Annotated in this window: 8 protein-coding genes and 1 pseudogene; 2 read left to right on the forward strand and 7 right to left on the reverse strand. The window is 67.8% G+C overall.

All coding sequences use genetic code 11. The features are described from left to right. Window positions 1-15 precede the first annotated feature (15 nt). The 5 genes from AOK08_RS20235 to AOK08_RS20260 all read right to left on the reverse strand — a co-directional run bounded on the left by AOK08_RS20235 (window position 16) and on the right by AOK08_RS20260 (window position 6,227). Entirely contained in the window at window positions 16-1,860 is a 1,845-nt protein-coding gene (locus AOK08_RS20235; RefSeq protein ID WP_055527842.1) for an ArnT family glycosyltransferase, read from the reverse strand. Further along, window positions 1,857-2,882 (reverse strand): glycoside hydrolase family 26 protein, encoded by a 1,026-nt coding sequence (locus tag AOK08_RS20240; protein ID WP_079054150.1) that lies wholly within the window; start codon window positions 2,880-2,882, stop codon window positions 1,857-1,859. Before AOK08_RS20240 ends, AOK08_RS20235 begins: the two co-directional genes overlap by 4 nt. After that, window positions 2,882-4,297: a glycosyltransferase family 2 protein gene (locus AOK08_RS20245; protein WP_055527858.1), complete on the reverse strand. Its 1,416-nt coding sequence runs from the start codon at window positions 4,295-4,297 to the stop codon at window positions 2,882-2,884. Before AOK08_RS20245 ends, AOK08_RS20240 begins: the two co-directional genes overlap by 1 nt. Before the next feature lie 740 nt (window positions 4,298-5,037). Then, entirely contained in the window at window positions 5,038-5,697 is a 660-nt protein-coding gene (locus AOK08_RS20255) for an MSMEG_1061 family FMN-dependent PPOX-type flavoprotein (protein ID WP_055527846.1), read from the reverse strand. A 137-nt stretch (window positions 5,698-5,834) separates the two neighbouring features. After that, window positions 5,835-6,227, reverse strand: coding sequence for a winged helix-turn-helix transcriptional regulator (locus AOK08_RS20260; protein WP_055527848.1), 393 nt, complete (start codon window positions 6,225-6,227; stop codon window positions 5,835-5,837). 127 nt (window positions 6,228-6,354) lie between these two features. Between AOK08_RS20260 and AOK08_RS20265 the strand changes: the two genes are divergently transcribed. Together AOK08_RS20265 and AOK08_RS20270 are read left to right on the forward strand one after the other, a co-directional pair. Continuing rightward, window positions 6,355-7,200: an NAD(P)H-binding protein gene (locus tag AOK08_RS20265; RefSeq protein WP_055527850.1), complete on the forward strand. Its 846-nt coding sequence runs from the start codon at window positions 6,355-6,357 to the stop codon at window positions 7,198-7,200. Window positions 7,201-7,396: 196 nt separating this feature from the next. Beyond that, the gene (locus AOK08_RS20270; protein WP_055527852.1) at window positions 7,397-8,800 is read left to right on the forward strand and encodes a VanZ family protein; all 1,404 of its coding nucleotides are present in this window, start codon (window positions 7,397-7,399) and stop codon (window positions 8,798-8,800) included. Between the two features lie 151 nt (window positions 8,801-8,951). On the opposite strand, the gene ppdK is transcribed toward AOK08_RS20270, so the two are convergent. Beyond that, window positions 8,952-11,699 (reverse strand): pyruvate, phosphate dikinase, encoded by a 2,748-nt coding sequence (gene ppdK / locus AOK08_RS20275; RefSeq protein ID WP_055527853.1) that lies wholly within the window; start codon window positions 11,697-11,699, stop codon window positions 8,952-8,954. Between the two features lie 446 nt (window positions 11,700-12,145). Further along, window positions 12,146-12,406, reverse strand: a pseudogene (locus AOK08_RS20280) (sugar kinase); the annotation flags it as partial.

Genomic DNA, 12,406 nt, shown 5'->3' on the forward strand with positions numbered 1-12,406 from the left:
AGGGAGCGGGCGGCGTCAGGAGGTCTTCGCCCAGACCCGGTAGGCGCGGGTGTCGCCCGAGCTGAGCCGGAAGGGGATCTTGCCTACCAGGCGATAGTGCCCGCTGGCGGTTACCTGCCGCTCGATGTACGTGTCCAGCCCCGGTGTCGAGACCCCGTCCAGGACGACAAGGTCGAACCAGCCGTCCCGGAGGGCTAGGCGGTAACCGTTCTTCCCGTGATGGACAACGCCCTTCTTGTCCGGGTAGCCGATGACGTAGGTGGAGGTCCACTGGGAGTCGGTCGTCCTGTCGCGCAGGTAGTAGACAGGCACCTCGTCGGTCTCGCCCAGGTAGCGGCCCTTGGGCTTCATGTACGGCTCGATCGCCTTGACCAGGCCCCTGGAGTCGGGCCACAGCCCGAACCGCCACTCGGCCTGCGAGACACCCAGGCACAGCGCGATGACCCAGATCATGATGCCCAGCTGCGGGTAGCGGAAGTGCTTGCCGACCAGCCGGATCACGCCGATGCCTGCCATCGGGGCGGCGAAGAGCAGACCGAAGTCGACGTGCTTGTAGAGCGAGACAGCGGTGTGCAGGTGGATCTGGTACGCCGGTGCCAGCAGCGCGGTCCCGGTCAGGGTCACGCCGAGCAGGGCACGCCAGCGCCAGCCCGGTCCGTGCAGGCCGTAGGAGCGGGGCGACTCGTTCATCCGGCCGCGCAGCCCATAGGCGACGGCCCCCGCGACCGCGGTGGCGAACATCAGGCCGCCCCACTCCGCGGACTTCTGCACCAGCGTCCAGGTGGCGTCCGTGCCGTGGGCCCGGTTGGTGGTGGTCTGCCGCACACCGGCGAGTACGTCGGTGTACACGAGGCCGACCCCGCCGAGCACAGCGGTGCCGACGCCGAACAGGAGCGCACGCGGCACGCAGCGCCACCCGCGATGGTGCCAGGCGGTCAGCGCGGCGAGAACGACCAGTGTGGGCACGTAGAGCGCGGAGGCGTACTTCACCGCGACCGCCAGCACCGTGACCGGCGCCGCGAGCAGCACGGCGAGCACGGGCGCGCGGTTGGTGCGGACGATGATCCACGCCGACAGCGCCACCAGAAGGATCGCCGGGGCGTCGTAGACGGCCAGCCGGCCCAGCACGATCGTCGGCTGGGTGACCGCGAACAGCGCGGCGGCCGCCAGCGCGACCCGCTCGTTGAACAGGCGACGGGTGAAGGAGTACAGCAGCGCGGTGGCGCCGAGCATGCAGAGCAGGCTGAGCAGACGGGCCCCGGACAGGCCGAACCAGCCGTCGACGAGGGCCGCGGCCACGGGGTAGAGCATCGGCGAGCCGGAGAAGTACGACTCGTAGCCGCTGTGCAGCGGGGTGCCGTTCGCCCAGTGCTCCATGATGTTGTGGCCCGCCGCCAGGTACAGGGCCTCGTCCTGGAAGGCCGTGTTGGACAGCCGCAGCGACAGCACCGTCTGGACGATCAGGATGATGGCGAGGACCCCGCGGCTGACCCATGCCCGGCGACGGCTCGGGGTGTCGTCCCAGCCCGCGTCCGGGGTCTCGGGGATCCGGTAGCCGGGTTCCGCCGGTACCGGCTCCGCCACCGTGCGCAGCGCGAACGTCGGCTGGTCGTCCCGCTCCTGGTACGGGTACACCTCTGGGTCGTGGCCGTGGCCCTGGTGGACCTCGTAGTACTGATTCCCCTGGTGGACCTCGTACTGCTGATGTCCCTGGTAGCCCTCATGACCGTCGTAGCTCGGCTGCCGCGGGACGTACCCGTCGGAGTTGAACCATCCGCCGGCCGTGTAGTCGTCGGCATAGGGGTCGTCGGCGTACGGGTCGTAGGGCTGGGGCGTGTAGTGCTCGGGTCGCGAGGTCATGACAGCTTCCGTACGTCGAAGCCGAAACGGTCGTCGGCTGCCAGGCGCTTGAACTCCTGCAGCGCCAGCGGACTCGCCTCGAGCCGCCAGTCGGCGCGCTTCTTGTAGTTGAACCAGATGAAGCCGATCATGTTGTCGGCCTTGACGCCCGCGAACAGGTTGCTGACGTCGGCAAGGCGCCGCTCACCTGGCACGGCGGCGGTTTCCAGCAGGAGCATCGGCTTCTTGCTGAAGGTACGGATCTGGTCCCGGGTGGGCCCGAACACGCTGTCGAACGCATTGTCCTGGCCCGCCGTGAAGTAGCCGACCAGGCCGACCCAGTCGACGTACGCGTCGCCCGGGTAGTACGGTTTCAGCTTCACGTCCGGCACCGGGTTGACGATGTTCGGCGCCCAGGCCCAGATGACGTTGGAGGCACCGGCGGCCAGGAACCTCTGGTGGATGTGCCGCCAGGCGGCCACATACTGCGCGGGCGTCGTGTGCCGCGTCCCCCACGCGTCCCAGTGGCCGTTGAACTCGTCCGCGAAGTCGACCACGACGGGCAGGTTCAGCCTCCGGACCGCCGTCGCGTACTCCTCGATGTACGCGTCCGACTTCCCTGCGGCGATGTCGGCGAGAGAGGTGTCGAAAGGCTCCCAGGACATCAGGGTCAGGGCCCCCTCGGCCCAGGCCCGGCGCACCCCGCCGGCGTCGAAGCCGTCGCCCCAGCCCGCGTAGTACTCGATCAGGTTGGGGCGCTTGCCGACCATCCTCGCGTAGGCGTCGGCGGCCTTCATGGAGGTCGGCGCCCCGGGCACCGCCGCCCCGAAGTACTTCTTGGCGGGCTTGAGCAGGGGTACGACGTCATACGGGGGGTCGGAGTACGGGCCCGCGGAGGAACCCGCTCCGGTGGCCTTGCCCTGCCCGGTCCCGGACGAGCCGTCGTTGCCGCCGAGGAGCAGGCGGCCACCGAGGGCGAACGCGGTGATCAGACAGGCGGCAAGCAGTGCCCACCGAGGGAAGGATCGTTTCGCCTTGTGCATCAGGCAGCCGTCTCGGACCGGGGCTGCACCAGGACGCGGCCCACGACGAGCGCGTAGAAGAGCCCGGAGGACAGGACCAGGGCGAAGTCCGGGGCGTTCATGGTGAACGTCCGGTACACCGCAGCCGCGACCCAGACCAGGGCCGTACCGCCGCTCCACACCCACATGCCGATCCAGAAGCGCCGGGTCTTGTTCTTCTTGGCGCCGGAGGAGCCGGTCGGCTGCCAGCCCATGCGGTTCCTGCGCAGGATGTCCCAGATGGCGAAGACGTGCGCCCAGCCGTACATCATGCGGGCCGCCCAGGCCTCCAGGCGGTAGGGCGCCTTGTGCCACATCGGGAAGATGATCGTGGTGTACACGATGCTCGGCAGCACCAGGAGCAGATGCTCGACCTTGAGCTTCTCCGGCATCATCACCAGCAGCACGATGGGTATCACCGGCGCGGCGAAGGTGAACAGCGCGGTGTGAATGTAGTAGAAGAAACCGGACATGTAGCACAGCCGGCTGGAGAGCCTGATCTTGCGCTGCCAGAACTTCCGGCTGCCGAACAGGCTCATCGATCCCGAGCACCAGCGGTACTGCTGGTTGAAGAAGGCGCCCGCACTGTCCGGGCACACGCCGGTGGAGACGGCGACCGGCACATAGCGCAGGTCCCAGCCCAGGCCGCGCAGATCGAAGCCGGTGTGCACGTCCTCGGAGTGCTCGATCAGGGTCGTACCGCCGTTGGTCTCCAGGGCCGCGCGGCGGTAGATGGCGCAGCTGCCGACGCAGATCGCGCCGTCGCTGCCCTGCCGGGAGACCTGCACGGACCGATAGAACAGCTCCTGCACCGCGCCTGCGCCGCGCTCGATCCAGTTCTGCGAGTCCAGCACCCGGAAGTACTGCGGCGACTGGACGATACCGATGCGCGGGTCCTCCTGCATGTACGGCAGGAGTTCCTCGAGCAGGTCCGCGCGCGGGGTGAAGTCGGCATCCAGGATGAGGAGGAACTCCCCGTCGGACTGGCCGAACCCGAAGTGCAGATTGCCGGCCTTCTTGAACCAGCCTCGGTTCTCCCGGGTGCCATAGCGGAACCCGAAGTCACGTGCCATCGCCTCCAGTTCGGGGCTGGCGCCGTCGTCGAGGACGAACGGCACACAGACCCCGGGGTAGCGGTCGGCCAACGCCCGCACGTGCCGCCAGGTGTTGTGCAGGACCTCGATGGGCTCGCCGCACACCGGCAGGAACACATCGACCGACGGATACACCTCCGGCCGCCAGTTCTGGACCAGCTGCCGGTGGTGCGTGATGTCGAAGTCCCGGGTGAAGCCGTTCACCCGCAACGACACCAGGTAGTAGACGACCGTGAAGACGAGCAGCGGCACGTAGATCCACAGCACCGGTGTGGACTGCGCCAGCTTGAACTGGCTCACCACCAGGCAGCAGAAGCTGATCAGCGAGCTGATCGTCAGGATCCACAGGTTCCGGTGCGCGTAGGAGTACTTCTCCCTGTCCGTCGGCGGCAGCGGCAACAGCCCCAGCGAGGCGTTCTGACCACGCCCCGCCCGTCGCCGCCCGCCGTTCTGGCGCACGGCACGACGCCCCCCGGTCCGCACGGGACCCACTGAACTCATCGGATTTCCCACCCTCGGGCCGGAACGACCCGGCGACTTCCCACCCAACCCGGCCACCTCATACGAACTGGTGACCAAGGTGCGCAACTTTATCCGAGGGGCACCAATCCAGTAAGTGACAGCAAGCCGCTTACTCCGAGTAAATCCCGATATGAGGCATATCTAACGCGAAATGCGAGGTAACCATCAGGTAATGCCAGGTAACCATCAGGTATCGCAACCCGAGAATGCCGAGGATGCCGAGGACGTCAAGGCTGTCGCTCCGGTAGCGGCGCAGGTGGCCGGGCGGGCGGTCCCGCTCATTCCGCCTCATTCCGCACCGCGACGTTCGAGATGATCGGGACGCCTGGAGGGTGCGGGGTGGGGTCGCTGGGCGAGGGGGCGAAACCCGGCCCCCTGACCAACTGCCACTGCTGGTTCGCCGAGTTGATCACGCACGGCGGGGCGACCAGGCGCCTGCTCCGCGATCGGTCCTGGGCCGTGCCGGTCCGACGGAGGTTCGGCCGGCCGGTGGTTCAGTTCAGCCGTCGCGGGCCGGCCGGTTACTCGTACCGGTACTTCAGCGAGTCCGCCTCCACCTGCTCGATGTCGGCGATCGTCAGCTCTGGCCTCCGCAGTTGAGCCAGCGTCACCTCGGCCGAGGCCGGCTGGGCGTCCGCCGACAGCCACTCCTCCGGCTTCCAGGCCCCGCTGCGCAGAAGGGACTTGGGGCAGTGCGGGTAGACCTCCTCGATCCCCAGCACCAGCGCGCTGGCGGGCGGCTTGCCCACGGCGGTCAGCCGCGACAGCAGCTCCGGGCGGGTGGAGACACAGGCCCGGCCGTTCACCCTGAGCGTCGTGGTGCGCCCCGGAATGACGAACAGCAGCCCGGCCCGTCCGGTGGCGATGACGTTCTGCAGGGTGTCCAGCCGCTTGTTGCCGGTCGCGTCCGGTATCGCCACCGTCCATGCGTCCAGGACGGCGACGAATCCGGCGGGGCCGCCGCGCGGCGAGACGTCACAGTTGCCCTCGGCATCCACGCTGGCGACCAGGACCAGCGATGAGCAGCCGATCAACCGCCGGGTCTGCTCGGTGAGTTCGGTCATCTGCTTCCGTACGGCCGCGTCGCCGGGCAGTTCGTAGACCCGGCGCAACGCCTCCTGATCGGGCACGGCGTCGAGGCGGAGCGAGTCAAAGGCACTGCCGTCAAAAGGTGTTGTCATGCCTCCGACCCTAATCGGCCGACCTGCGATTGATCTTGGTCGGCGGCCGGGCCGAAGGACGGTCCGCGGTCCGCCGGCGATCACGCCGGATCAGCGGCCTGACCGACATCCCATTACGGCGGACTCTCGCTGCCGCGCTACCGGGACGGAACGGCGTCGTAGTCGTGCCGGGCCCGCTCGACCTTGTCCAGGTTGCCGGACGCCCATTCGGCGAGATGGGCGAAGAGGGGGGCCAGGCTGCGGCCCAGCTCGGTGATCTCGTACTCGACCCGAGGGGGGACCTCCGGGTGATACGTACGCACGACCATGCCGTCGCGTTCCAGCTGACGCAGCCGCTGGGTCAGCACCTTCGGTGTGATCGTGCCGATCAGCCGTTCCAGCTCGACGAACCGTTGCCGGCCGTGCGTATGGAGAGTCCACAGGATCGGTGTGGTCCACCGGCTGAACACGATGTCCACGACCGCACTGGTCGGACAGGCGAGTTCGGGATCGGTCGCGGCGTCAGCCACCCGGTCGGCGTCACCAGCCATACACACCACCTAGGGATAGTCACTTTCCTCTAGGTACCTACTATATCGACGCTGTTAGCGTCCTCGTGTCGCCCGGAGAACAGCTCTCCGCGTCGGCAACCATGCTGAATCGACACGGGAGTTGTTCATGATCGTAGTGACGGGGGCGACCGGTAACGTCGGCCGCTCGCTCGTGCGGGTCCTCGCGGCAGCCGGTGCGCGGGTGACCGCGACATCTCGGGGTATCACGGACGCCGACCTGCCGGAGGGCGTCCGGCACACGCGGACGGACCTGATCGACCCCGAGAGCCTTCGACCCGTTCTCGACGGAGCCGACGCGCTGTTCCTGCAAAGCGGCGGCCCCAGCGCGCACCTGCTGAGCCCGCAGGACATCCTCGGCGTCGCCAAGGCCGGCGGCGTCGGGCGGGTCGTCCTGCTGTCCTCCCAAGGAGTCGCGACCCGACCGGATTCGGCCTCTCACGGTGCCCTGGGACAGTCGATCGAGGACGCCGTCCGGCAGTCGGGCCTGGACTGGACGATCCTGCGGCCCGGAGGCTTCGACTCCAACGCGTACGCCTGGGCCGAGTCGATCCGCGCCCGAAGGACCACCGCCGCGCCGTTCGCCGACATCGGCCTGCCGACCATCGACCCGGACGACATCGCCGAGGTCGCCGCAATCGCCCTGCGGGAGGACGGCCACGCAGGACAGACGTACGAGCTGACCGGGCCCGTCCTCAGCACACCCCGCCAATGGGCCGAGGCGATCGCGGACGCACTCGGCGAACCCGTCCGGTTCATCGAGCAGACCCGAGACGAAGCCCGCGCGCAGATGCTGCGGTTCATGCCCGAGCCCGTGGTCGACACCACGCTGACCATCCTGGGCGAGCCCACCCCGGCCGAGCAGCTCATCAGCCCAGACGTCGAACGTCTCCTCGGCCGAGCGCCCCGCACATTCGCCGACTGGGCCCGGCGCCACATCGCAGCCTTCCGATAGGCCGGGGCCAGCGACTCCGGTCCGGGGCTGGGTGGCGGCGAGCGGGTCGTGGCAGATGCCGGCGAGCGCGGCTGTGAGGTGAATCGCCGGTTGGCATGGCCGAGCTGAAACCAGCGACCTCACGGGCCCCGTCCTACTCAGGCGGGGCCTTTGGCGCCCCCATGTCTGTTCGCCCCGACCACGCAAGGAACGCGCCGTGTTTACCGCGATTTTTCAGCACCAGGTCGGCTACCTGACCGCCTGCACACTGACCGCCCTCATTCTTGGTGGCGCGGCCTGGGCGCTCGCCCGCAGACTGGCCAATCCTCACGGCATGTGGTGGGCCGGGCTCGCTTTCACCCTGACCGGTGTGCTTGGAGTCACCTTCATGGACGGCGGCCGGGCAAGTGGCTCGTGCGTCCTCAACCACCTGTTAGCCGAGCCCTTCCACACGACGCAGGGTCTGTGGAACCTCCTCATGATGGTGCCCGTCGGCGCCCTCGCGCTGCTGGCCGTCCGCCGACCGTTGCCTGCCCTTGTCGGCGTTGTCGTCCTGCCCCCGGGCATCGAGTTCACCCAGGCCACCGTGGACGGCCTGGGGCGCGTATGCGACAGCTCGGACGCCGAGATGAACATCATCGGCGGACTGGTGGGACTGGGCATCGCCGCGACCGTGCTCACGGTGCGCTCGTCGCTCGACTGGCAGGCCGGTCTGAAGAGTGCGCTGATCGCCTTCGCCGCGTTCCTGCTCCTTGGTGAGGGAGTCGCGCGCCCCATGCTCGATTTCACGAACATGGACGGCACCGGCCTCTCCGCTGTCGACTCCGACCAGGAGCGAGCCGTCGAGACCGCCGTGAAGGAAGCATTCGGTGACCACTACGAGATCAGTGGGATGTATCAGCAGCCGTGCGTGGGTCTGCCATGCAAGAACATCATCTTCCAATTGACCAGTCGCGAGAAGGGTCAGGGGCAGGATTTCGGCAACGGCAGCCTGTCCTGGCCGGACAAGAAGCACCTGAACCTGCTGCTGGAGAGCGGCGATCACCCTACCAACATGGGATATCCGGTGACAGGGGCCGAAATCCCCTCCACCGGCCAAGAGGCCGCACAGGTGGCGCAGTTGTACGCCCAGCAGCAATACCCGTGGGTCAAGGGCGCGAATGTGCAAGAGACGCACCCCATCGGTGAGAAGGCCCAACTGGGCTGGATCATCAACTGGCGATGGGCCCATGGCGGCGTCCAGATGCCCAGGACGCTGGACGTGCAGGTCGACAGGGCCGGGCACGTTTCCCAGGTCGACGTCACCCTGGGGCCGACCCGTGTGAAGCTCCCCAAGGCCGAACTCGACGCGAAACAGGCTGAGAACGCGGTCACCAAGGCGCTGACAGCACATCTGCCGGCCGATGACGCGGCTGACGCGGCCTTTCAAGTCAAAGCCGTCACCGTCAAAGCCGTGGACCAGGACGGCAATTGGGTACCACACTGGCTCGTGAACGTGACAAGTGACTCAACTCAGCAAGACGATGAAATGCAGACTTCAACCCCAGGCGAAACGTACCGCGTGAATGCCATCAGCGGTCAGGTGTCCCACACCGACGGGGGTTCCGTAGGAGCCGGCTGACGGCCTTCGGTGAGCGCTGCAGAAACCACAAGCGGGCGGCACCCCCCGCACAGGGGTGCCGCCCTCTCTCGTGCTCCGGAATCGCCGCCCTGTCGCTGAGGGTCGGGGGACAAGGCAGCGGTTCCGGCGTTCTGGGCGCCCTCAATGGGCCCTAGCGGTGATCACTCCCCGCCGACGACGAAGCCGCCCGCCCCGCCTCCAGCCGCGCCACCGGGATCCGGAACGGTGAGCAGCTCACGTAGTCCAGGCCCACCTCGTGGAAGAAGTGGACGGACTCCGGGTCGCCGCCGTGTTCGCCGCAGACGCCGAGTTTCAGGTCGGGGCGGGTTGCCCGGCCCGCCTCCACCGCGGACTTGACCAGGGAGCCGACGCCGTCGCGGTCGATCGTCTCGAACGGGGAGACGCCGAAGATGCCCTTCTCCAGGTACGCCGTGAAGAACGAGGCCTCCACGTCGTCCCGGCTGAAGCCCCACACCGTCTGCGTCAGGTCGTTCGTGCCGAACGAGAAGAACTCCGCCGCCTCCGCGATCTGGCCGGCCGTGAGAGCTGCTCGTGGCAGTTCGATCATCGTGCCCAGCGCCAACCTCAGTTCCACGCCGGTCTGTTCGATGACCTCGGCGATGACCTGTTCGGCCTCGTCGCGCACGATCTCCAGCTCCTGGACGGTGCCCACCAGCGGGATCATGATCTCGGCGCGCGGGTCGCCCTTGGCGTTCTTGCGCTCGGCCACCGCCTCCGCGATCGCCCGGACCTGCATCGTGAACAGGCCGGGGATGACCAGGCCCAGACGGACTCCACGCAGCCCGAGCATCGGGTTCTGCTCATGCAGCCGGTGCACCGCCTGGAGCAGGCGCAGGTCGTTCTCGTGCGGGTCCTTGCGGGACTCCGCGAGGGCTACACGTACCGACAACTCCGTGATGTCCGGCAGGAATTCGTGCAGCGGGGGGTCCAACAGGCGGATGGTGACCGGGAGTCCGTCCATCGCCTCGAAGAGCTCGACGAAGTCCCGCTTCTGTAGGGGGAGAAGAGCCTTCAGGGACTCCTCGCGTTCCGCGTCCGTGTCCGCGAGGATCAGCCGCTCCACGTACTCGCGCCGCTCACCGAGGAACATGTGCTCCGTACGGCACAGGCCGATGCCCTGGGCGCCGAACCGCCGCGCCCGCAGCGCGTCCTCGGCGTTGTCCGCGTTGGCCCGGACCCGGAGCCGGCGCTTCCGGTCCGCGAAGGCCATGATCCGGTGGACCGCCTCCACCAGTTCGTCGGCGTCGTCGGCGCCCGCGTGCATCCGGCCCTCGAAGTACTCCACCACGGGCGACGGGACCACCGGGACCTCACCGAGGTACACCTTCCCGCTGGAACCGTCGATCGAGATCAGGTCGCCTTCCTCCACCACATGACCGCCCGGGACCGTCATCCGGCGGCGCTTGGTGTCGACCTCCAGCTCCTCCGCGCCGCACACACAGGTCTTGCCCATGCCGCGCGCGACCACGGCCGCGTGGGACGTCTTGCCGCCCCGCGACGTCAGGATGCCCTCGGCCGCGATCATGCCGTCGAGGTCGTCGGGGTTGGTCTCCCGGCGGACCAGGATGACCTTCTCCCCCGAACGCGACCACTTGACCGCCGTGTACGAGTCGAACACCGCCTTGCCGACCGCCGCACCCGGCGACGCCGCGATGCCCCGGCCGACCTGCTTGACCTTCGCCTGGTCGTCGAAGCGCGGGAACATGAGCTGGGCCAACTGCGCGCCCGTGACGCGCTGGAGCGCCTCCGCCTCGTCGATCAGGCCCTGGTCGACGAGCTGCGTGGCGATACGGAAGGCAGCGCCCGCCGTGCGCTTGCCCACCCGCGTCTGGAGCATCCACAACTGGCCGCGCTCGATGGTGAACTCGATGTCGCAGAGGTCCTTGTAGTGGTTCTCCAGGGTCTCCATGATCTGCATCAACTGGTCGTACGACTTCTTGTCGATCCGCTCCAGCTCGGCGAGCGGGACCGTGTTGCGGATGCCCGCCACCACGTCCTCGCCCTGCGCGTTCTGAAGGTAGTCGCCGTAGACGCCCTGGTGGCCGCTGGCCGGGTCGCGGGTGAACGCGACGCCCGTGCCCGAGTCGGGGCCCAGGTTGCCGAAGACCATCGAGCAGATGTTGACCGCCGTACCGAGGTCACCGGGGATGCGTTCCTGGCGGCGGTAGAGCTTCGCGCGGTCCGTGTTCCAGGAGTCGAACACCGCGTGGATCGCGAGGTCCATCTGCTCACGCGGGTCCTGCGGGAAGTCGCGGCCCGCCTCGGTCTTGACGATCTTCTTGAACCTGGTGACCAGCTTCTTGAGGTCCGCGGCCTCCAACTCCGTGTCGACGGCGACCTTCTTCGCCGTCTTCGCCGCGTCCAGCGCGTCCTCGAACAGCTCGCCCTCGACACCGAGGACCGTCTTGCCGAACATCTGGATGAGCCGGCGGTACGAGTCCCACGCGAAGCGTTCGTCGCCGGCCTGCTTGGCGAGGCCCTGGACCGACTTGTCGGAGAGGCCGATGTTCAGCACCGTGTCCATCATGCCGGGCATCGAGAACTTCGCCCCGGAACGGACGGAGACCAGGAGAGGGTTGTCGGCCTGGCCGAGCTTCTTGCCCATGGCCGCTTCGAGGGCCGCGAGGTGCGCACTCACCTCGTCACGCAGTGCCGCGGGCTCCTCGCCACTGTCGAGGTACGTCTTGCAGGCCTCGGTGGTGATCGTGAAGCCCGGAGGCACCGGGAGGCCCAGGTTGGCCATCTCGGCGAGATTGGCACCTTTGCCGCCGAGAAGGTCCTTGAGGTCCTTGTTGCCCTCGGTGAAGTCGTAAACGAACTTCACGTCCTCAACACTGGTGGCCGGCTGAGCTACGTGGGGATCTTTGTTTTCCGACACGGGTCCCAACTCCTTGAGGACGCGGTGGCTGCCCTGACGGCCAGGAACATACCCAGATCGAAGGCGTCTGGGTACGTCCACTTGCGCGTCATGCGCCTGTAACCATCCATCCGCCAGCAGATCCAAAGTCAAGGCTTGGCAAGCAGGGGGGTCGGCATGTTTTCACTTAGTGAAGGCAATCGCGGCCGCATGCGCAATTTGTCGCTCACATGAGCGTACTACGCCACGCCTGAGTTCCGTCGATGAACGATCAAAGGGTGGCACTCAGTGCCATCCTTTGAGAAGTGCAGCCGCCCATGATCCGCTCATCTGAGCGCAACCCCTATCAGGGGTGGCGAGAATCACGCACAAGAGTCCGCCCGGATTTCACCATGCGGACACCGGCGCGGACGGGAAGCAGACGGGAAACACCCCCGTCACACGCCTTCCCTCACCATCCCGCACGCTCACACACCCAGCGCCGTCAGCCGTTCCTCCACCCGCTCCGGCGCGTACAGGTGCTCCACGACCATCGCCCCGGCCCCCACCAGTCCCGCCCGCTCCCCCAGCCTCGACGTCACCACGTCCAGATGAGCGGTCGAGCGCGGCAGCGCCCGCTGGTACAGCAGTTCCCGTACGCCGGTCAGGAACGGCGTGCCGGCCAGGTCGCCCGCGATCATCAGCACGCCCGGGTTGAGCAGGGTCACCACCGTCGCCAGTACGTCCCC

Source organism: Streptomyces graminilatus (genome assembly GCF_001418565.1).
GTDB classification, from domain to species: domain Bacteria; phylum Actinomycetota; class Actinomycetes; order Streptomycetales; family Streptomycetaceae; genus Streptomyces; species Streptomyces graminilatus.

What these genes read in the sequence shown, in the direction of transcription:
- AOK08_RS20265 (WP_055527850.1), top strand. Translation starts at nt 6,355, where the DNA reads ATGATCGTAGTGACGGGGGCGACCGGTAACGTCGGCCGCTCGCTCGTG.
- AOK08_RS20260 (WP_055527848.1), bottom strand. Translation starts at nt 6,227, where the DNA reads ATGGCTGGTGACGCCGACCGGGTGGCTGACGCCGCGACCGATCCCGAA.
- AOK08_RS20235 (WP_055527842.1), bottom strand. Translation starts at nt 1,860, where the DNA reads ATGACCTCGCGACCCGAGCACTACACGCCCCAGCCCTACGACCCGTAC.
- AOK08_RS20255 (WP_055527846.1), bottom strand. Translation starts at nt 5,697, where the DNA reads ATGACAACACCTTTTGACGGCAGTGCCTTTGACTCGCTCCGCCTCGAC.
- AOK08_RS20240 (WP_079054150.1), bottom strand. Translation starts at nt 2,882, where the DNA reads ATGCACAAGGCGAAACGATCCTTCCCTCGGTGGGCACTGCTTGCCGCC.